The 21,595-nt window shown below is 63.2% G+C and carries 14 protein-coding genes and 1 tRNA gene; 12 read left to right on the top strand and 3 right to left on the bottom strand.

Annotated elements, in window-relative coordinates:
* Positions 1 to 252: 252 nt before the first annotated feature.
* From dnaG to NP552_RS24305, 5 genes are all read left to right on the top strand, one after another.
* Entirely contained in the window at positions 253 to 2,232 is a 1,980-nt protein-coding gene (dnaG, locus tag NP552_RS24325) for a DNA primase (RefSeq protein WP_043863743.1), read from the top strand.
* A gap of 67 nt (positions 2,233 to 2,299) precedes the next feature.
* Positions 2,300 to 4,153 (top strand): RNA polymerase sigma factor RpoD, encoded by a 1,854-nt coding sequence (rpoD, locus tag NP552_RS24320; protein ID WP_043863742.1) that lies wholly within the window; start codon positions 2,300 to 2,302, stop codon positions 4,151 to 4,153.
* Between the two features lie 127 nt (positions 4,154 to 4,280).
* On the top strand, positions 4,281 to 8,021 hold the full coding sequence (locus NP552_RS24315; RefSeq protein WP_078480887.1) for a bifunctional diguanylate cyclase/phosphodiesterase: 3,741 nt from the start codon (positions 4,281 to 4,283) through the stop codon (positions 8,019 to 8,021).
* Positions 8,022 to 8,511: 490 nt separating this feature from the next.
* Positions 8,512 to 8,587 (top strand) — tRNA-Ile (locus tag NP552_RS24310).
* A gap of 124 nt (positions 8,588 to 8,711) precedes the next feature.
* Entirely contained in the window at positions 8,712 to 10,562 is a 1,851-nt protein-coding gene (locus NP552_RS24305) for a reverse transcriptase/maturase family protein (protein ID WP_274097235.1), read from the top strand.
* Positions 10,563 to 10,903: 341 nt separating this feature from the next.
* Here the strand turns inward: NP552_RS24305 and prfH are convergent, their stop codons facing one another.
* The 3 genes from prfH to NP552_RS24290 form a co-directional block, all read right to left on the bottom strand.
* On the bottom strand, positions 10,904 to 11,524 hold the full coding sequence (gene prfH, locus NP552_RS24300; protein WP_123753467.1) for a peptide chain release factor H: 621 nt from the start codon (positions 11,522 to 11,524) through the stop codon (positions 10,904 to 10,906).
* Positions 11,524 to 12,660, bottom strand: coding sequence for an RNA ligase RtcB family protein (locus NP552_RS24295; RefSeq protein ID WP_274097234.1), 1,137 nt, complete (start codon positions 12,658 to 12,660; stop codon positions 11,524 to 11,526). The genes prfH and NP552_RS24295 overlap by 1 nt, the downstream gene beginning before the upstream one ends.
* Positions 12,661 to 13,059: 399 nt before the next feature.
* The gene (locus NP552_RS24290) at positions 13,060 to 13,851 is read right to left on the bottom strand and encodes an AraC family transcriptional regulator (RefSeq protein WP_088514296.1); all 792 of its coding nucleotides are present in this window, start codon (positions 13,849 to 13,851) and stop codon (positions 13,060 to 13,062) included.
* Between the two features lie 87 nt (positions 13,852 to 13,938).
* On the opposite strand from NP552_RS24290, the gene panB reads away from it, so the two are divergent.
* The 7 genes from panB (at position 13,939) to pqqB (ending at position 21,589) form a co-directional block, all read left to right on the top strand.
* On the top strand, positions 13,939 to 14,760 hold the full coding sequence (gene panB, locus NP552_RS24285; protein WP_043863699.1) for a 3-methyl-2-oxobutanoate hydroxymethyltransferase: 822 nt from the start codon (positions 13,939 to 13,941) through the stop codon (positions 14,758 to 14,760).
* A gap of 77 nt (positions 14,761 to 14,837) precedes the next feature.
* Complete coding sequence (locus tag NP552_RS24280) at positions 14,838 to 15,296, top strand: Lrp/AsnC family transcriptional regulator (protein WP_054915967.1); 459 nt, start codon at positions 14,838 to 14,840, stop codon at positions 15,294 to 15,296.
* 247 nt (positions 15,297 to 15,543) lie between these two features.
* Positions 15,544 to 17,226, top strand: a complete 1,683-nt coding sequence (locus NP552_RS24275) for a flavin monoamine oxidase family protein (protein ID WP_043863697.1) — start codon at positions 15,544 to 15,546, stop codon at positions 17,224 to 17,226.
* Between the two features lie 12 nt (positions 17,227 to 17,238).
* Positions 17,239 to 18,039: a carbon-nitrogen hydrolase family protein gene (locus NP552_RS24270; protein ID WP_274097233.1), complete on the top strand. Its 801-nt coding sequence runs from the start codon at positions 17,239 to 17,241 to the stop codon at positions 18,037 to 18,039.
* 42 nt (positions 18,040 to 18,081) lie between these two features.
* Positions 18,082 to 20,418, top strand: coding sequence for a pyrroloquinoline quinone biosynthesis protein PqqF (gene pqqF / locus NP552_RS24265; protein WP_274097232.1), 2,337 nt, complete (start codon positions 18,082 to 18,084; stop codon positions 20,416 to 20,418).
* A 120-nt stretch (positions 20,419 to 20,538) separates the two neighbouring features.
* A complete protein-coding gene (gene pqqA / locus NP552_RS24260) occupies positions 20,539 to 20,610 on the top strand; it encodes a pyrroloquinoline quinone precursor peptide PqqA (RefSeq protein WP_008365141.1) in 72 nt (23 codons plus the stop codon).
* A 67-nt stretch (positions 20,611 to 20,677) separates the two neighbouring features.
* A complete protein-coding gene (gene pqqB / locus NP552_RS24255) occupies positions 20,678 to 21,589 on the top strand; it encodes a pyrroloquinoline quinone biosynthesis protein PqqB (protein ID WP_054915970.1) in 912 nt (303 codons plus the stop codon).
* Positions 21,590 to 21,595: the final 6 nt, after the last annotated feature.

Genomic DNA, 21,595 nt, shown 5'->3' with positions numbered 1-21,595 from the left:
CCTCTGGCCTGGACCTTCGGGTCGAGCGCCTGAGATGCCCAAACTGCTATGCAGCAAGGGCAAGCCTGCCTCACACGTCAGACCTGGCCTAACCGCCAGCAGTGCACGTCACCCCTGACGAGCCTTCACCGGCTGCAGACGAGCACACCCCTTTCCTTTTTTGTGTCACGTCATTCGAGCTTGCATCGAATGCGTCGCTGTTCCCGCAGCATTAGCGATTACACTTGATTGTCGCCTGATGACGAGAGTGCCATGGCCGGGCTGATTCCCCAGAGTTTTATTGACGACCTCCTCAACCGCACCGACATCGTCGACGTGGTGAGTTCGCGTGTAAACCTGAAAAAGTCCGGCAAGAACCACACGGCCTGCTGCCCGTTCCACAAGGAGAAGACCCCCTCCTTCAGCGTCAGCCCCGACAAGCAGTTCTACTACTGCTTCGGTTGCGGCGCCGGCGGCAACGCCCTGGGCTTCATCATGGACCACGACAACCTGGACTTCCCCCAGGCTGTCGAAGAGCTGGCCAAGGCCGCCGGCATGGAAGTGCCGCGCGAAGAGAGCAGCCGCGGGCAAAAGCCCCGCCAGCCCACCGATTCGCCGCTGTACCCGCTGCTCGAAGCCGCTGCCGAGTTCTATCGCCAGGCCCTGAAGAACCACCCGACACGCCGCTCGGCCGTCGAATACCTCAAGGGCCGCGGCCTGTCCGGCGAAATCGCCCGCGACTTCGGCCTGGGCTTCGCGCCGCCGGGCTGGGACAACCTGTTCAAGCACCTGAGCAGCGACGCCCTGCAGCAAAAGGCCATGGTCGACGCCGGCCTGCTGATCGAGAATGCCGAGACCGGCAAGCGCTATGACCGCTTCCGCGACCGCGTGATGTTCCCCATCCGCGACAGCCGTGGCCGGGTCATCGCCTTCGGCGGGCGGGTGCTGGGCGACGACAAGCCCAAGTACCTGAACTCCCCCGAAACCCCTGTGTTCCACAAGGGCCAGGAGCTCTACGGGCTGTACGAGGCACGCAAGTTCAACCGCAACCTCGACGAGATCATCGTGGTCGAGGGCTACATGGACGTCATCGCCCTGGCCCAGCAAGGTTTGCGCAATGCCGTGGCCACCCTTGGCACCGCCACCAGCGAAGACCACCTCAAGCGCCTGTTCCGCGTGGTGCCCAGCGTGCTGTTCTGCTTCGACGGCGACCAGGCCGGCCGCAATGCCGCCTGGCGTGCCCTGGAAGCCACGCTGTCGAGCCTGCAGGACGGGCGCAAGGCGCGCTTTCTGTTCCTGCCAGAAGGCGAAGACCCGGACACCCTGGTGCGTGCCGAGGGCACCGACGCCTTCCGTGCGCGCATCAACCAGCATGCTCAGCCGCTGGCCGATTACTTCTTCCAGCAACTGACCGAAGAAGCCGACCCGCGGTCGCTCGAAGGCAAGGCGCACATGGTGACCCTGGCCGCGCCCTTGATCGACAAAGTGCCCGGTGCCAACCTCAAGGCCCTGATGCGCAACCGCCTGCGCGAAATAACCGGCCTGGACCTGCACCAGGTCGAACAGCTGGCCCACAGCGCCCCCAGCGAGGCGCCACCGGCGTACGACCCGGGCATCGACTACGATGCGATTCCCGACTACAGCCCGGATTACAGCGACTTCCACCAGCCCGAGCATTTCCAGCCGCAGCAGCAACAATGGACACCAAGCCAGGGCGGACAGAAGAAGAAGTGGGAAGGCAAGCCGTGGGACAAGAAGGGCAAGCCGTGGGACAAGAACGGCAAACGCGACTTCCAGCCACCGCCGCGGGTGCCGACGTCGGTGGAACCGCCGACCTTGAGCGCCCTGCGCACCCTCATGCACCATCCGCAACTGGCCAAGAAGGTCGAGGATGCCAGCCATTTCGCCGCTGAAGAGCATGTGTATGCCCAGTTGCTGGTGGCGTTGCTCGAAGCCTTGCAAAAGAATCCTGAGCTACGCTCCTTACAGCTGATCGCGCGTTGGCACGGCACCGAACAGGGCCGATTGTTGCGCGCATTGGCAGAAAAGGAATGGCTGATCGATGCCGACAACCTTGAACAACAGTTTTTCGACACCATAACTAGCTTGTCCGCTCGCCAACGCGAGCGCAGCCTGGAACATCTGCTCAGGAAAGCACGTCAAAGTGAGTTGAGCGCAGACGAGAAAAATCAGCTGCGTGACCTGTTAAGCCGGAATGTTCCCGCACAAACCCCGACCTCAACTGGCGCGTGAGGTCCTAGCTCGGGTATAATCCTCGGCTTGTTTTTTGCCCGCCAAGACCTTCAGTGGATAGGGTGTTATGTCCGGAAAAGCGCAACAGCAGTCTCGCATCAAAGAGTTGATCACCCGCGGTCGTGAGCAGGGCTACCTGACTTACGCGGAGGTCAACGACCACCTGCCAGAGGATATTTCAGATCCGGAGCAGGTGGAAGACATCATCCGCATGATCAACGACATGGGGATCAACGTATTCGAGAGTGCTCCGGATGCGGATGCCCTTTTGTTGGCCGAGGCCGATACCGACGAAGCCGCCGCCGAAGAAGCTGCCGCAGCGTTGGCGGCCGTGGAGACCGATATCGGTCGCACGACAGACCCGGTGCGCATGTACATGCGTGAAATGGGTACCGTCGAGCTTCTGACCCGCGAAGGCGAAATCGAAATCGCCAAGCGTATCGAAGAAGGTATCCGTGAAGTGATGGGCGCCATTGCGCACTTCCCGGGCACCGTCGACTACATCCTCGGCGAATACGACCGCGTCACCACCGAAGGTGGCCGTCTGTCCGACGTGCTCAGTGGCTACATCGACCCGGATGACGGCATCGCGCCGCCGGCCGAAGTACCGCCGCCCGTCGATCCGAAAGCCCCGGCCAAGGCCGATGCGGACGACGACGAGGAAGAAGAGAAGGAAGGCGCCAGCGATGAAGAGGACGAGGTCGAAAGCGGCCCCGATCCGGTCGTCGCCCAGCAGCGTTTCGGCGCTGTCGCCGACCAGCTGGAAGCAACCGCCAAGGTCCTGAAGAAGCACGGTCGCCACAGCAAGCAAGGCATTGCCGAGCTGCTGCAACTGGCCGAGCTGTTCATGCCGATCAAGCTGGTACCCAAGCAGTTCGAAGTACTGGTGGAGCGCGTGCGCAGCGCCCTGGAGCGCCTGCGCGCCCAGGAACGCGCCATCATGCAACTGTGTGTGCGTGATGCCCGCATGCCACGTGCCGACTTCCTGCGTCTGTTCCCGAGCAACGAAGTGGACACCACCTGGAGCGGCGATCTGTCCAAGCGCAGCGCCAAGTGGGCCGAAGCACTGGGCCGCCTGGACGCCGATATCGTGCGTTGCCAGCAAAAGCTGATCGACCTGCAGGAAGAGACCGGCCTGACGATCGCCGAGATCAAGGACATCAACCGTCGCATGTCGATCGGTGAGGCCAAGGCCCGCCGCGCGAAGAAAGAGATGGTCGAAGCCAACTTGCGTCTGGTGATCTCCATCGCCAAGAAGTACACCAACCGTGGCCTGCAATTCCTCGACCTGATCCAGGAAGGCAACATCGGCTTGATGAAAGCGGTGGACAAGTTCGAATACCGTCGTGGCTACAAGTTCTCGACCTATGCCACCTGGTGGATCCGTCAGGCGATCACTCGCTCGATCGCCGACCAGGCCCGCACCATCCGTATTCCGGTGCACATGATCGAGACGATCAACAAGCTCAACCGCATTTCCCGGCAGATGCTGCAGGAAATGGGTCGCGAACCGACCCCGGAAGAGCTGGGTGAGCGCATGGAGATGCCTGAGGACAAGATCCGCAAGGTACTCAAGATCGCCAAAGAGCCGATCTCCATGGAAACCCCGATCGGTGACGACGAAGATTCGCACCTGGGTGACTTCATCGAGGACTCGACCATGCAGTCGCCAATCGATGTGGCCACGGTCGAAAGCCTGAAGGAAGCGACCCGGGACGTGCTCTCCGGCCTGACCGCACGTGAAGCCAAGGTGCTGCGCATGCGTTTCGGTATCGACATGAACACCGACCACACCCTCGAAGAGGTAGGCAAGCAGTTTGACGTGACCCGCGAGCGGATCCGTCAGATCGAGGCCAAGGCGTTGCGCAAGCTACGCCACCCGACGCGAAGCGAGCATCTGCGCTCCTTCCTCGACGAGTAATGACGAACCCCGGCAAATGCCGGGGTTTTTCTTTTTCAGGCCCTGACGTTTTAACCCCTGCGTTCTTCGCCCTTCGGCCAAACCCCCGTCTACACTCGAATCTATCCACTTGAGTGACGAGGCCGCTATGCCCAGACTGCCGGCCCTCGTGCTGCCCCTCCTGCTGATGTGGAGTGCAGCGGCCGGCGCCTTGACCCTGAACGACGAAGAGAAAGCCTGGCTCAGTGCGCATCCGCAGCTGCGCCTGGGCGTCGACGCATCCTGGCCACCCTTCGAATACCGTGACCAGGACGGCAAGTACCAGGGATTGGCCGCCGACTACATTGCGTTGATCCAGGAGCGCCTGGGTGTTGTGTTCACGCCGATCGAGCCGAGCAGTTGGTCGGCCGTGCTCCAACAGGCCCGGCAGGGCCAGCTGGACCTGCTGCCCGGCATCATGTCCACCCCCGAACGCCAGGGCTACCTGGCCTTCACCCGCCCTTACCTCGACTTCCCCATCGTGATCCTGGCCCACGAAGGCGGGCCCAGGCCACGTGACCTCAAGGAGCTGTACGGCCTGAAAGTCGCCGTGGTGGAGAACTACGCCCCACACGAACTGCTGCGTACCCACCACCCTGACCTCAACCTGGTGGCGCTGCCCAATGTCAGCTCGGCGCTTCAGGCCCTGGCCACCGACGAAGTCGATGCCGTGGTCGGCGACCTCGCCTCCAGCGTCTGGAGCCTGCGCCAGCTAAAGCTCGAAGGGCTCTACGTCAGCGGCGAAACCCCTTACCGCTACCAGCTGGCCATGGCGGCCCCGCGCCAACAGAAGATGCTGATCGGCATCCTCGACAAGGTGATTGCCGACATGAGCCCGGCCGAGCTCAGTCATATCCAGGAGCGCTGGGTCGGCAAAGTGCTGGAAAACAGCAACCGCTGGCGCGACCTGCTGCTCTACGGCCTGCCCGGCATCCTGCTGCTGGTGGCGATACTGGCGGCGGTGATGCGCGTCAACCGCCGGCTAAGCTCGGAAATTTCCCGGCGCATAGCCCTGGAACAGGAGCTGCGCAGCAGCGAGTACCACTACCGCGGCCTGGTCGAGAGCCTCTCGGCGATTGCCTGGGAAGCCGATGCCAACAACTTCACCTACAGCTATGTCTCGCCCCACGCCGAAGACCTGCTCGGCTACCCGATCAGCCAATGGCTCAAGCCCGGCTTCTGGCGCGACATCCTGCACCCGGACGACGCCCTCTGGGCCCAGGCCTACTGCGACAGCGAAACCGCCGCCGGCCGCGACCACAGCCTGGACTACCGGGTGATCCGCGCCGATGGCAGGGTGCTGTGGGTACGCGACATCGTCAGCCTGATCGAGCATGGGCACACCCCGGTGATGCGCGGGCTGATGATCGACATCAGCGAAACCAAGAACACCGAGCAGGCCCTGCGTCTGTCGGAGCAGAAATTCGCCTCGGTGTTCCAGCAATGCCCCGACATCCTGCTGATCGCCCGGGTCAGCGATGGCTGCCTGCTGGAGGTCAACGAAGCCTTCGAGGACCAGATCGGTCTGAGCCAGGACCAGGTGATCGGCCGCACCGCCGCCGAGCTCAACCTGTGGGGCATCGAAGACCAGGGGCCAGCCCCGCTGCAGCGCCTGCAGGGCGGCAACATCCGCAACCTCGAAATGCCTTTTCGGCGCAGCAACGGCCAGCTGTTCACCGGGCTCACCTCGGCGGAGATCTTCGACCTGGACAGCACCCCGGCGCTGGTGGTGGCGGTGCGCGACATCAGCCAGCTCAAACAGACCCAGGAGCAACTGCAGACCTCCGAAGAAAAGTTCGCCAAGGCCTTCCACGCCTCGCCTGACGGCCTGCTGCTGTCGCGCCAGAGCGACGGGCTGCTGATCGAGGTCAACGACGGGTTCTGCCGCATCACCGGCTTCGATAGCCAGGTACTGGACCACAGCACCCTGGAGCTGGGCATCTGGGTAGACCTCAACGAGCGCCGGCAACTGCTCGAGCTGCTGAACCGAAACGGCTTCGTACGCGACTTCAGCTGCCACATCCGCCGCGCCGACGGGCAGATCCGCCTGTGCGAAGTCTCGGCGCGGCCGCTGCCGATTGCCGGCGTGGACTGCATGCTGACCATCGCCCGCGACATCACCGAGCGCCATCTGATGCAGGAAAAACTGCAACTGGCGGCCACTGTGTTTGAAAACACGGCCGAAGGCGTACTGATCACCGACATCGACCAGCACATCAGTGCGGTCAACCGCGCGTTCAGCGAAATCACCGGCTACAGCGAGTTCGAAGCGCTGGGCCAGACCCCGCGCCTGCTCGCCTCGGGCCAGCACGACAGCGCCTTCTACGCCGCCCTGTGGCATCAACTGACCGCCGAGGGCCACTGGCAGGGCGAAATCCAGAACCGGCGCAAGAGCGGCGAGCTCTACCCTGCGTGGCTGACAATCAGCGCCGTGCGCAATCACGAGCGTGAGATCACCCACTTCGTCGCCGTGTTCGCCGACATCTCCAGCCTCAAGCATGCCCAGGCCGAGCTCGACTACCAGGCCCACCATGACCCCCTCACCGGCCTGCCCAACCGCACCCTGTTCGAAAGCCGGCTGCAGGCCGCCCTCAGCAGCCCGCAGCCTTCGGGTCGCCAGGGCGCGGTACTGTTCCTCGACCTGGACCGCTTCAAGCACATCAACGACAGCCTCGGCCACCCGGTCGGCGACCTGCTGCTCAAGGCAATCGCGCAGCGCCTGAAAGAACAGGTGCGCGACAACGACACCGTGGCACGCCTGGGCGGGGACGAATTCATCATCCTGCTGCCCGGCCTGCACCAGCCAAGCGATGCCGAGCATATCGCCAACAAGCTACTGGCCTGCTTTGGCGCACCGTTCCAGGCCGGCGAACACGAGTTCTTCACCAGTGCCAGTATCGGCACCAGCCTGTACCCCCAGGACGGCACCGACGTGGCCTCGTTGATCCGCAACGCCGATGCGGCCATGTACCGCTCCAAGGCCAAGGGGCGCAACCGGGTCGAGAGCTACACCCGCGACCTGACCGCCCAGGCCGCCGAGCGCATCGCGCTGGAGCACGAACTGCGCCGCGCCATCGAGCGCAAGGAACTGAGCCTGAGCTACCAGCCCAAGTTCAGCCTCAAGACCCAGAGCCTGGTGGGCGCCGAGGCACTGATTCGCTGGCGCCACCCGACCTTCGGCGACGTACCGCCGGAGCACTTCATCTCGCTGGCTGAAGAAAATGGCATGATTCTGCAGCTGGGCGACTGGGTGTTGGAGCAGGCGTGCCGGCAGATGCAAGCGTGGAAGCACAGCTACCTTGCGTTCGGGCCGCTGTCGGTCAACCTGGCGGGCGCGCAGTTGCGTCAGCCGTTGCTGGTACAGCGCATCGAGCAATTGCTGCGCACTCACCAGCTCAAGGCGGGTGACCTGCAGCTGGAGATCACCGAGAACTTCATCATGAGCCAGGCCGAGGAGGCGCTGGCCATCCTGCACCAGCTCAAGCGCATCGGTGTACAACTGGCCATCGACGACTTCGGCACCGGCTACTCCTCGCTCAGTTACCTCAAACGCCTGCCTCTGGACATCCTCAAGATCGACCAGTCGTTCATCCGCGGCCTGCCGGATGACCCGCACGATGCGGCGATTGCGCGGGCGATCATTGCGCTGGGGCGCAGCATGCAGCTGACCATCATCGCCGAGGGCGTGGAGAACCAGGCGCAGCAGCAATTTCTGGCGGCCGAGGGTTGCGAACAGATCCAGGGCTACATCGTCAGCCTGCCGCTGGCGGCGCCTGAATTCGCCGCGACCTTTCTACGCCGGGCAGTTTCGGATCTTTCGGATAGCACAGCCTCGAAACCCTCGCTATAATCCGCGACCACTGGGGCCTATAGCTCAGTTGGTTAGAGCAGAGGACTCATAAGTGCGCCGTAAGATGGCGCAAAAACGTTGTGGTTAATAGCCATCCCCTTGTGACATTAGGGGTAAAGCAGCGGCTTACCGGAAGGGGAAACCCTGCAAGGGACAAGAGCATGCCGTTAAAAGGCTCCCTGCGGAGGATCTCAACTCCAATAGGGGGAGTCAGCTAGGGCAGGTCATGGTTAAGGCTGGATTGCTTGAAGCCAAGGTGAAGCGTGGGTAGTCGTAACTGGGGTGGCACTGAGATTGACGCCACTCCCTTCGGTTGCGGGAGGACGGTTATGAGTCTCCTGCACGTCACACCGGAGGCGCTAGCACAAGTAGTGCGAAAGACAACCGAAATGGCAACCTAAAATCTGAGCACGTTTTTGCGTTAACTACGGGATCACCTAACGGGAGTAATCCCCATGGTGACGGAAGGCTCGTAGTACCTGTTTGTATTGGGCCGGTAGCATAACGGTTAATGCAGCGGCCTCATAAGCCGTTGAGTGCGGGTTCAAATCCCGCCCGGCCCACCATCTTCAAGGTGAGGGGACGTGTCCATTCACCAGCTACCGACCACCACGAATACGACCGGTTAACACCCGGTGAAAGGGAAGGGGCCTAGGATATTCAGTCTCTAGGATCGTGGGGGTATGCGTGATGCAGTACAAAAGCCTCACGAGAATCGAGGCAATCAGGAAAGCGAACGCCGACCCGACCTACGCCAATGACCGCCTCTACCGCCTCATGTTCAAGGAAGACTTGTACATCGTGGCCTACGAGAAGATCAAGAGCAAACCGGGCAACATGACGCCGGGTATGGATAAGACGACGCTCGACCAGTTCTCGACCACCACGGTCAGAAATATGATCGAGAAAATGAAGAACGAGAGTTTTTCATTCAGGGGTGCCAGACGGGTTCTCATCCCCAAGGCCAACGGCAAGACAAGAGCACTAGCTGTCGCGCCACCCACCGACAAAGTCGTTCAAGAGGTCATGAGAATGATCTTGGAGGCCATATTCGAACCAACGTTCAGCAACAACAGCCACGGTTTTCGGGCGGGAAGGAGCTGCCATACTGCTCTGAGGCAAATCCGCGACACGTGGTCAGGGGTGACCTGGGTAATCGAGGGAGACATCAAAGGCTGCTTCGATAATATCCAGCACGAGCTCTTGATCAACACGCTGCGGACGCGCATCAAAGACGAAAGATTCATCACCCTGATAAGGAAAGCGCTAAACGCGGGTTACTTCGACAACGGGGCCTTTTTCTCTGGATCCCTTGGGACGCCCCAGGGAAGCATCATCTCCCCTATTCTGGCTAACGTGTTTCTGCACCAGCTCGACCTGAAAGCGGAAGAACTGATAAAGGAACATAACGCCGGGGAAGAAGATAGTAAGGCAAGAAACCCGGTGTACCGAAAACTCGTCGCGAAGCGGGAACACCTTCAGAAGAAAGCGGACACAGTCCAAGGGGACGAGCGCAACTCGCTGATCGAACAAATACGTGAGATCAAAAAGGCCACGCTCAAACTCCCTCCAACTCTCGTGTCACGCAATGGATTCATAAGGGTGAAGTACGTCCGGTACGCCGACGACTGGGTCGTAGGTATCAACGGGCCAAGGGAATTAGCGGATCGACTACGCACGGAGATAGGGGATCACCTTCGAAATCTGGGACTCGAACTCAGCATGGAGAAGACCCACATTCGACACGCGAAGACGGAGCCAGCAAAATTCCTGGGAACCTCCTTTAGGGTAGGCTCCACCAGCCCGAAGATCATGCGAATCAAACGACACGGCAAATGGTTCACCAAACGGGTGGCTGGTTGGACACCACTGATGTACGCCCCTGTGACGGATATCGTGGCAAAACTCTGCTCGAAAGGCTTCTGTAGCCCTCAAGGCGAGCCCACCACCATCAATAGATGGATCCATCTGGACGACTATCAAATAGTCGAGCAAGTAGGAAGTGTCTGGAGAGGTATCTGCAACTACTATTCCTTCGTGGATAGTTTCAGCAATCTCAACAGAATCCAATACATCCTACAGCACGCAGCAGCCAAAACCCTGGCGACCAAACACAGGTCTACCAGGAGCAAGATTTTCACGAAGCACGGGACGAAGCTCCGAGTAAGAGTGAGGAACGAGGCTGGCAAGGAAATTAAGCAGGTAGCAATGCCTCTCGTGAAAAGCTGGGCGTCGAAACCGAACCGATTCATGATCGGGGAAGTAGACACAGATTTCCTGGAGAGAAACCTGCGACTGCGAACACGATCCAAACTAGGATCTCCTTGCGTTATCTGCGATAGCGATGACAGAGTAGCAATGCACCATGTGAAGCATATTCGGAAGCTGGGAAGCAAGGTAGTTGGGTTCACGAGGATCATGGCCATCCTTAACCGGAAGCAGATCCCCGTATGCCACGAGTGCCACCACAAGATTCACCGTGGTGAATACGACGGCATATCCCTATCCAGCTTCGCACACCTTCACGTGGCGGCAGCCTGAGGAACATCTGGAGAGCGCAGTGCTTGGAAACCTGCACGCTGCGTTCGGAGGAAGCCAGTTGGCGTCCAAGGGCTTTGGTGACCTCAACGCCATAGCTCAGGGATCCGGCTGGCCATCCTACTCCTTTGGTCCACGGTTCAAGTCCGTGTGGGCCCACCATACTCAAAGCCGCGCATTGCGCGGCTTTTGCGTTTTTGGCGGGATCGCCTCAGATACGCAGTGCTCATTTGCAACTCGTAAACCCGAGTGCGAGCCGGGTCCTTTCCTCATCCGTTTTTGTGGGGCCGGCATAGCCTACGCCGCCCGGCCTGACTTTTGCTCGACGACTATTCGCACACAATCTACTCGTCAGCCGGCTTGAAGCGCTCGCCGCGAAACACCCGACGTGGATTGCCACGCTCGATGCGGTGATGGAACAACCGCCGCTCCGCGCGCAGTTCGCTGTCGACCTGCTCTGCCTGTTGCGCCAGGCGTTGCCCGATGAGCAGCAGCGCCAAGCGTTTGTTGGCGTGCTGGCTACGCTCGCTCTGTACCTTGACGCTGACGCCGCTGGCCAGGTGCGTGGCGCGCACTGCCGAGTCGGTGGTGTTGACATGCTGACCACCCGGCCCGGACGAACGCAAGGTCTCGAAGTGGATCTCGCTCGCCAATTCCGGTGCCGGTGGCGCAAACCGTGCACCCCCAAAGAACCAGTTCTTGCGCGCATGCCCCGGCCGGTACGGACTGCTGCACGTCCATTGCAGCGAGCCCGTCCAGTGATCCGCCAGGCGCTCGGCCTGCTCGCCATCCAGTGCCAGCAACACCGAGCGCAAGGTACCGCGCCGCGGCCCCGGCTCTTCTTCGAGTATCCGTACCGCCACGGCCTGGGCATCCGCTTCGGCCTGCAGCCTGAGCAATGCCTTGGCCACTGCAAGGGCACATTCTTCCGGCCCCTGAGCCGCCGAGAGTTGCAGCAGGATCATCAGCAGCACCCTCCGCGCGTCTTGTAGGTCAGCACCGGTTTCAGTCGTGCCAGCACGCGAACCAACCCCGCTTCACGCAAGGCACCCACCACCGAGCCGATAGCCTTGTAGGCCTCCGGCGCTTCCTCGTAGATCAGCGCCCGGTCGGCGCAGATCACGCGGCTGCCTAGTGCCGTACGACTCAGTTGCTCGACGCTGTAGCGCGAGGCGAGGCGGTCCTTGCACTCGCTGCGCATCCATTTGCGTCCGGCGCCATGGGCCAGGGACAACAGGCTGCGCTCGTCGGCGATCGGCTGTACCAAGTAGCTGTAGTCGCCGCGCGAACCAGGGATCACCACCGCCCCCTGATCCGACGGTGTGGCGCCTTTGCGATGCAGCCAACCATCGAGCCCGTCGACCTGCGCTGGCGACACCAGGTTGTGGTTGATGTCGAGCAGTACATCGCCATCGGCACGCAAGCGGTCGAGCATGCGCCGGGCAATCAACTGACGGTTGGCTTCGGCAAAACGCAGCGCGCCGTCGTGCCGGCCCAGGTAATGAGTGCTGGCCTCGCTGCCCGCCTCCAGTCCGTGATGACCGAACAGGTCGACCTGCTCACGCAAGATCGCCTCGCCCAAACCACGCGAGCCGCTGTGCACCAGCAACAGCAGGTGTTTGCGCTCGATGCCCAAGGCTGCCAGGGCCGCATCGTCGTAGCTTTCATCAAGTTGCTGCAGCTCGGCGAAGTGGTTACCACCACCAATGGTGCCTAGAGAACGCTCGTGCCCCGTGGCAGGCAAACCGAAGCTGGCAACGGCCTCCTGCCACGTCTCGTCGAGCGGCAGGTCGAGGTTGCCAAGGCGTTTCTCCAGCTTGTCCAGATGCAGCTTGGCGGTCGGGATGTCCGTGCGCCACAGCGCCATGCCACAGCCGATGTCATTGCCGACCAGCGCCGGGTACAAACGCCCCACGCAAAAGAATGCCGCGCCGACCGGATAGCCACGCCCCGGATGCAGGTCCGGCATGCCGGCCACCCGATGCATGCCCCCTAGGCGAGCGGTGGTTTCGAGTTGTTGGATCGCTTTTCCTTCGATCCAGGTGTCGTCCGCGGCGACCAATACGGCGCCGTCGGACAAATTGCGAATGCAAGTGCCCATAGTCCAATCCTGATGGGTTGAAACAAAAAGATGTTCGGATTGGCAGGCCAGAGGCCGGGCGTTGCGGTACCGCTAACGAGTAGCGGCGAATGCGTTCAAGCCAGGCGCGACCTGCAAAGGATGATCAACTGTTGCATGATGTACCTCCTTTGCTGTCGGGTGAGAGAAGGCGGGCATCTTAGGTGTGTAATGGCCACCCTGCAACAACCTTGATCACATTTTTACCAGGAGAACAACGTCATGGCCGAAAAACCTGACCGCTCCGCGGTACAAAAAACATACCCTGGCGGTACAGTGCCCAGCTTCCAACCATTTCGCCAATTACGCTAAACACTAGTCCGTGTGGGCCCACCATACTCAAAGCCGCGCATTGCGTTTCCGGCCCTCAGAACTTCACAATCACATCCCCAAACTGGCCGCATACACCCCCGGCGTCTTCCCATAGTGGCGCTGAAACAACCCGATGAACGCCGACACCGAGTCATACCCCAGTTCATTCGCCAGCCGAGTCACGCTCATGCCCTGCGCCAGCAACGGCAATGCGGCCAGCAAGCGCAGGCGCTGGCGCCATTCACGGAATGAAAGCTGGGTCTGCGCCTGAAACAGGCGCACCAGGGTGCGCCGCGATGCCCCCACCTGCTGCGCCCATTGCTCGATGGTGCGGTTGTCCCCAGGCTCGGCCTGCAGTGCATCGGTGATCCGGCGCAGGCGCGGGTCGCTGGGCAGCGGCAGGCTGAACGGTGCTTCGGCCAGCCCCTGCAACTCGTCCACCAGCACCTGCAGCAGGCGCGCCTGCGGCCCGTCGTCAGGGTAGTCGGCGGGAAAGTGGCTGACCCGTTCGATCAGCTCGCGCACCAGCGGCGTCACCTGCAGTACCGCGCAGTCACGGCGAGCGCCCGGCAGCACCGCGGCATCCAGGTACAGCCCGCGAAACGCCAGCGCCTGCTCACTGAACGCCGTGTGCTGCACCCCTGGCGGAATCCACAACGCGCACTGCGGCGGCAGCAGATAGCTGTGGCGCTCGGTCAGCACCTGCATGATCCCGGCGCTGGCATAGGTGAACTGCACCCAGTCATGGCTGTGCATCTGCACTTCATAACCTGCCGGTATGCCGAACATGCGCCGCTGCACCGGGCGCGAAAGCGCCAGCGGTACGGGCGGCACCTGCGGTATCTGTCCCGCTTGCGGCATCAGCTGTCCCCTTTGCTCAAGTGAGCCAAAAGTGCCGATGGTAGCCTGCGCCGCGACCCGTTGCACAACCTGATCGGAGACTTGTCGATGAGCACCCATGTACGTCAAAACCGCCTGACCATTCCCGCCATCCAGCAGCGCAAGGGCGCCGGCAGCCTGGTGGTGCTGACCGCCTACAGCCTGCCCATGGCCCGCTGGGTGGATGCCCATGCCGACCTGATCATCGTCGGCGATTCGGTGGGCATGGTGCTGTACGGCATGCCCAGCACCCTGGGCGTGACCCTGGACATGATGATTGCCCATGGCCAGGCGGTGATGCGCGGGGCAGAGCGCGCCTGCGTGGTGGTCGACCTGCCGTTCGGCTGCTATCAGGCCTCGCCGGAGCAGGCATTTGTCAGCGCCGCCCGGGTGCTGCGCGAAACCGGTGCACAGGGCATCAAGCTCGAAGGTGGCGCCGAAATGGCCCACACCGTCGAATTTCTGGTGCGCCGTGGCATTCCGGTGATGGCGCACGTGGGCCTGATGCCGCAGCAGGTCAACAGCATGGGCGGCTTCAAGGCCCAGGGGCGGGATGAACAAAGCGCAACCAAGGTGCGCGACGATGCCTTGGCCATGCAGGCGGCGGGGGCGTTCTCGGTGGTGCTCGAGGGCATCGCCGAGCCGCTGGCCCGCAGCCTGAGCGAAGCGTTGCACATCCCCACCATCGGCATTGGCGCATCCCCTGCGTGCGATGGGCAGGTGCTGGTGACCGAGGACCTGCTGGGCCTGTTCGGCGAGTACCAGCCGCGCTTCGTCAAACGCTATGCCGAGCTGCAACCGCAGATCGAACAGGCACTGGAGCACTACGCCCGCGAGGTGCGCAGCGGGGAGTTCCCGGGGCTGGAGCACTGCTTCAAGGCCGCGCCCTGATAGCACCGGCGTGGACAGTGGGTCGATTAGCTGCCTTAATCGGCCCACTTCCCAAGCGAAAGAAACGATCCCTGTCCATGCCCACCCGCCCTGTCGCCCTCGATGAAATCGACCGTCAACTGATCGCCGCCCTGCAGATCAATGCCCGCGAAAGCGTGGCCATGCTTGCCCGGCAACTGGGCATTGCCCGCACCACCGTGACCTCGCGCCTGGCGCGCCTGGAGAAAACCAACGTCATCAGCGGTTACGGCGTGCGCCTTGGCCAACGTGTGATCGACGGCGGCCTGCAGGCCTATGTGGGCATCACCGTGCGCCCCCGCTCGGGCAAGGAGGTGGTACGCCGCCTGAGCGCCATGGGGCAGATCCAGCAGTTGTGTGCGGTCAGTGGCGAGTTCGACTATGTGGCGTGGCTGCGCAGCGATTCGCCCGAACAACTGGACCAGTTGCTCGACCAGATTGGCAGTGTCGAGGGCGTGGAGAAAACCACCACCTCGATCATCCTCAGCAGCAAGGTGGACCGCGGCCAACCGGTTTGACATGGATTAGCGGGGAACAGATAGGGCCCTTCGCTGGCAAGCATGCTAACGGTGCTCGCAAACCTGTAGGAGCCGGCCTTGCCGGCGAAGGCATCACTCTGCTCAAGCATCCCGTCACAATGACAAAAATACCCACAAAACGACGACACTCTGCATCTTAATAACCAACACCCTCCCCTCGTAGAATGACCGCCAGCATTTCCTATACTCAAGCTCCGCTCCCCGCGCAGCCCTGGCAAGGTCTCCCATGAACAAGAACAATCGCCACCCCGCCGACGGCAAAAAACCGGTCACCATCTTCGGCCCGGACTTCCCCTTCGCCTTCGACGACTGGATCGAGCACCCGGCCGGCCTGGGCAGCATTCCCGCCGAGCGCCACGGTGAGGAGGTGGCCATCGTCGGTGCCGGCATCGCCGGCCTGGTGGCCGCCTACGAGCTGATGAAGCTGGGCCTCAAGCCGGTGGTGTACGAGGCGTCGAAAATGGGCGGGCGCCTGCGCTCGCAGACCTTCTCCGGCGCCGAAGGCATCGTCGCCGAGCTGGGTGGCATGCGCTTCCCGGTGTCTTCCACGGCCTTCTATCACTACGTCGACAAGCTGGGCCTGGAGACCAGACCCTTCCCCAACCCGCTGACCCCCGCCTCCGGCAGCACGGTGATCGACCTCGAGGGCCAGACCCACTACGCCGAAAAACTCAGCGACCTGCCGGCACTGTTCCAGGAAGTGGCCGATGCCTGGGCCGATGCGCTGGAGGATGGCGCACGCTTCGGCGACATCCAGCAGGCAATCCGCGATCGCGACGTGCCGCGCCTGAAGGCGCTGTGGAACACCCTGGTGCCGCTGTGGGACGACCGCACCTTCTACGACTTCGTCGCCACCTCCAAGGCCTTCGCCAAGCTCAGCTTCCTGCACCGCGAAGTGTTCGGCCAGGTCGGCTTTGGCACCGGCGGCTGGGACTCCGACTTCCCCAACTCGATGCTCGAGATCTTCCGCGTGGTGATGACCAACTGCGACGATCACCAGCACCTGGTGGTGGGCGGTGTCGAGCAGGTGCCCCTGGGCATCTGGCGGCATGTGCCGCAACGCTGCGCCCACTGGCCGCAAGGCACCAGCCTCAGCTCGTTGCACCGTGGCACGCCACATTCAGGGGTGAAAAGCATCGCGCGCGCCGACGATGGGCGCCTGGCCGTTACCGACACCTGGGGCGTCACCCGCCATTACGCCGCGGTGCTCACCACCTGTCAGAGCTGGCTGCTGACCACCCAGATCGAGTGCGAGGAGTCGCTGTTCTCGCAGAAGATGTGGATGGCCCTGGACCGCACCCGCTACATGCAGTCGTCCAAGACCTTCGTGATGGTCGACCGCCCGTTCTGGAAGGACAAGGACCCGCAGACCGGCCGCGACCTGATGAGCATGACCCTCACCGACCGCCTCACCCGCGGCACCTACCTGTTCGACAACGGCGACGACAGGCCGGGGGTGATCTGCCTGTCGTACTCGTGGATGAGCGATGCGCTCAAGATGCTGCCGCACCCGGTGGAAAAACGCGTGAAACTGGCGCTGGACGCCCTGAAGAAGATCTACCCCAAGGTCGATATCGCCGGGCACATCATCGGCGACCCGATCACTGTGTCGTGGGAAGCCGACCCGCATTTCCTGGGGGCGTTCAAGGGCGCCCTGCCCGGTCATTATCGTTACAATCAGCGCATGTACGCGCACTTCATGCAGCAGGACCTGCCTGCCGAGCAGCGCGGCATCTTTATCGCAGGCGACGACGTCTCCTGGACCCCGGCCTGGGTCGAAGGCGCGGTGCAGACCTCGCTCAACGCGGTATGGGGCATCATGAACCACTTCGGTGGCCGCACCCACGCCGACAACCCCGGCCCTGGCGATGTATTCAACGAGATCGGCCCGATCGCCCTGGCCGACTGAAAGGAGAGACCCATGCGCATAGCCCTGTACCAGGGCCAGCCCCACCCGATGGACGTGGCCGGCAACCTCGAGCGCCTGCACCAGCAGGCGCAGCTGGCGGCGGCACGCGGCGCCGAACTGCTGGTGTGCCCCGAGATGTTCCTCAGCGGCTACAACATCGGCAGCGAAGCGGTCGCACGCCTGGCCGAGCCGCAGGACGGCGCATCGGCCATGGCCGTGGTGGAAATTGCCCAGGCCAACCGCATCGCCATCGTCTACGGCTACCCCGAGCTTGGCGAGGACGGCCAGGTGTACAACAGCGTGCAGTTGATCGACGCCCACGGCAGCAGCCTGGCCAACTACCGCAAGACCCACCTGTTCGGCGGGCTGGACCGCGCCATGTTCAGCCCCGGCCCCGACCATTTCCCGGTGGTCACGCTCAATGGCTGGCAGCTGGGCCTGTTGATCTGCTACGACATCGAGTTCCCGGAAAACGCCCGCCGCCTGGCCCTGGCCGGGGCCGAGCTGATCGTGGTGCCGACAGCCAACATGCGGCCCTACGATTTCATCTGCCAGTTCACCGTGCGCGTACGCGCCCAGGAGAACCAGTGCTACCTGGTGTATGCCAACTACTGCGGCGCCGAGGAGCAGATCCACTATTGCGGCCAAAGCAGCATCATCGGCCCGGACGGCAGCCTGCTGGCCATGGCCGGGCATGAGCCCACGCTGCTGGTGGCCGACCTCGAGGTGCAACGGGTGCACGAAGGCCGCGCCAGCACACCGTACCTGCACGACCTGCGTGTGGAACTCCACGGCGGCCCGCGCAAGCACTGATTTATCCGCTAGCATGACGGTTCGCACGTTACCGGAGCCGTCATGTCCTGCGCCCACCTCACCCTGCCCAACGGCCTGCACGTCACCCTGCGCCATGCACCGCGGCTCAAGCGCTGTGCAGCGGCAGTGCGGGTTCGCGCCGGCAGCCACGATGCTCCCAACGCCTGGCCGGGGCTGGCGCACTTTCTCGAACACCTGTTCTTTCTCGGCAACCCGCGCTTTGCCATCGACGACGCCCTGATGCGCTACGTGCAGCGCCAGGGCGGCCAGGTCAATGCCAGCACGCGGGAGCGCACCACCGACTTCTTCTTCGAAGTGCCGGCTGCCGCCTTCGAGGGGGGCATCGAGCGCTTGTGTGAAATGCTCGCCACCCCCCAGGCCGACCGTGCGCAACAGCTGCGCGAGCGCGAAGTGATCCATGCCGAGTTCATTGCCTGGGCGCGCAACCCCGAAGCGCAGCGTCAGCACGCACTGCTGCAGAGCGTGTCGGCGCAGCATCCGCTGAGCGGTTTTCACGCTGGCAACCGCTACAGCCTGCCGGTACCCGACGCGGCCTTCCAGAGCGCCCTGCAAGCCTTTCACCAACGCTACTACCAGGCCGGGCAGATGACCTTGAGCCTGGTCGGCCCACAGCCGCTGGCCACCCTTGAAGCCCTGGCCATGCAGTACGGCGCCGTCTTCGCACCCGGGCAGGCCATCGAACAAGGCCCGGCACCGGCGCTGCAGCTTCGCGCTGCGCGGGTTGAACAGCTGCCCGGGCAACGGGATGTGCTGCTCGGCTATGAACGGCTGCCCGCCGGCGCTGCCCAGGCGATCGCCTTTCTCGACACCTGGCTTTCGGACACCCGCCCGGGCGGGCTGCTGGCCGCTTTGCGCGAACGGCGCTGGCTGGAGGATTTCAGTTTTTCGGCATTGCATCAGTTCGCCGCACAGGCACTGCTGCACGCGCGCTTCAAGCTCAATGACGCGGCACCTGCCGACCAGGTCGAAGACCTGTTCCGGGACTGGCTGAGCTTCTTGCGCGATGCCGACCTGACGGCGCTGAACAGCGAATATGCACGTATCCAGCAGTCACGCGCGCTGGCCGCCGGCGCCCTGGAACTGGCGCGCCGCGACAGCAGCGGCCAGCCATTCAGTGCACTCGACGCCCAGGGCCTGGCGGCACTGCAAGGCCTGCTCGAACCCTTCACCGAGCAAGCCCGCCAGCCCTGGCGACTGCCACCTGCCGAGCCCTTGCTGGCCGTCGGTTTCAGCGATGCACCCGCTACGCCGACACCCGCCGGGGTTATCCACAGCCCGGCGCTGCCGGCCGTGCGGCAGTACGGCGTGATCTACCTGCGCTGGCAGGTGCGCTCGGCGTTGCGCGCGCGGCTGTGGCGCGTACTCGAAGGTGCCCTGCGCCCACTGGTCGAGCGCGCCACCCGCGCCTCGGTGGAGCTGCAATGGAGCGAGTGCGAGCACCTCTGGCAACTGCGCTGCGCCGGGTCACCGCCCGCCGTGGTCGCAGTCGTCGAGCAGGCATTGGCGCTGCTGCGCCTGCCTGCCGCCCAGGACTGGAGCGCAGGCCCAGGCACCGAGCCGGCGCTGATCCCGATCCGCCTGCTGCTAAAGCAGTTGCCGAGCTACATCGTCGGGCGTGACCCGGGGCCATTGCCGGCCTGCCTGATCGCCCAGCCCGAGCTGGACGCGCTCTGGCAGCATGCCCGCTGGCAGGGCATGACCTGCGGCTTCACCGAAGCGGTGCAGCCGGCGCTGAATGCGCTGCTGGCCCAGGTACCGGGACAGCCGGGCATGGCCGAGCCGATAACCGGCGATGCCACAGGGCCCTGGCAGCATGTGCCGCTGCCCGAAGGCGAGCACGCACTGCTGGTGTTCTGCCCCGCCCCGCCCGGCAGCGAGGCGGTGTACCGGCTGCTGGCACATCGACTGCAAGGGCCCTTCTACCAGCGCCTGCGGGTGGAGCTGCAACTGGGCTATGCAGTGTTCAGCGCATTGCGCCAGGTGCAGGGCCATACCGGCCTGCTGCTGGGCGTGCAGTCGCCCAAGGCCGACCCGGCACAGATTCTCGAGCACATGCGCTGCGTGGTCGCAGGCTTCACCCATGACCTGACCGATGATGCCGAGGCGCGTCAGGCCCTGGCGGCGCAGTTCCACGAACCGGACATGGGCAATGCCGACGTCGCCGAATGGGCCTGGCAGGCGCGGCTGGCCGGCAGCGACACCCCCAGCCTGGACACGCTGCGACAGCAGCTGCTGGCCGTCACCGCACAGCAGCTCGAACACGCCGCCCGGCACCTGTTCGACAACGCCCTGTACCTGGCCAGCGCCGCACAGGGCGGATTGTTACCGGCAACGCAACAGCCTTTCTCGCAGGTTTAACCAAACTGTCCATTAATTTTAGTAAGATGGCGCTACCCGGGCCGTTGTAACCCCTTGTTTCAAAGGGGGGCCTAAATATGTAGCCACCCGCCCCCAGACCTATCCGGAAGGAGTACTCCCATGTGGACCAAACCTGCTTACACTGACCTGCGTATTGGCTTTGAAGTGACCATGTATTTCGCAAGTCGCTGAGTCTGCTTGCGGTACAACGCCTCGGTCAGCCGGGGCGTTTTCATTTTTGGACGCAGCAGGAGTGGCCATGTACATCCAGATTCTAGGTTCCGCCGCCGGCGGCGGTTTCCCGCAGTGGAACTGCAACTGCGACAACTGCAAGGGCTTTCGCGACGGCACCTTGCGCGCCAGCGCACGCACCCAGTCCTCGATCGCGCTGTCCGACGACGGGGTGCACTGGGTGCTGTGCAACGCCTCGCCGGACATCCGCGCGCAGCTGCAAGGCTTCGCCCCCATGCAGCCCGCCCGCGCCCTGCGCGACACCGGGATCAACGCGATCATCCTGCTCGACAGCCAGATCGACCACACCACCGGCCTGCTCAGCCTGCGCGAAGGTTGCCCGCACCAGGTGTGGTGCACCGACATGGTCCACCAGGACCTGAGCACCGGCTTCCCTCTGTTCACCATGCTCAGCCACTGGAACGGTGGCCTGCAGTGGAACCGCATAGAGCTCGAAGGCAGCTTCGTGATCGAGGCGTGCCCGAACCTGCGCTTTACCCCGTTCCCGCTGCGCAGCGCCGCGCCGCCCTACTCCCCGCACCGCTTCGACCCGCACCCGGGCGACAACCTGGGGCTGATGGTCGAAGACCTGCGCACCGGCGGCAAGCTGTTCTACGCCCCGGGCCTTGGCCAGTTCGACGACAAGCTGCTGCAACTGATGCACGACGCCGATTGCCTGCTGGTCGACGGCACGCTGTGGGAGGATGATGAGATGCAGCGCCGCGGTGTCGGTACCCGTACGGGCCGCGAGATGGGTCACCTGGCACAGAATGGCCCCGGCGGCATGCTCGAGGTACTCGAAGGCTTCCCCGACCAGCGCAAGGTACTTATCCACATCAACAACACCAACCCGATTCTCGATGAAGACTCCGCCGAGCGCGCCGAACTGGCCCGCCGCAACGTCGAAGTGGCCTTCGACGGCATGAGCATCGAGCTGTAGGAGCCC

This window comes from Pseudomonas sp. 8209, from assembly GCF_028682105.1.
Lineage (GTDB): Bacteria > Pseudomonadota > Gammaproteobacteria > Pseudomonadales > Pseudomonadaceae > Aquipseudomonas > Aquipseudomonas palmensis.
This window is presented reverse-complemented; position numbering and strand designations above follow the sequence as displayed.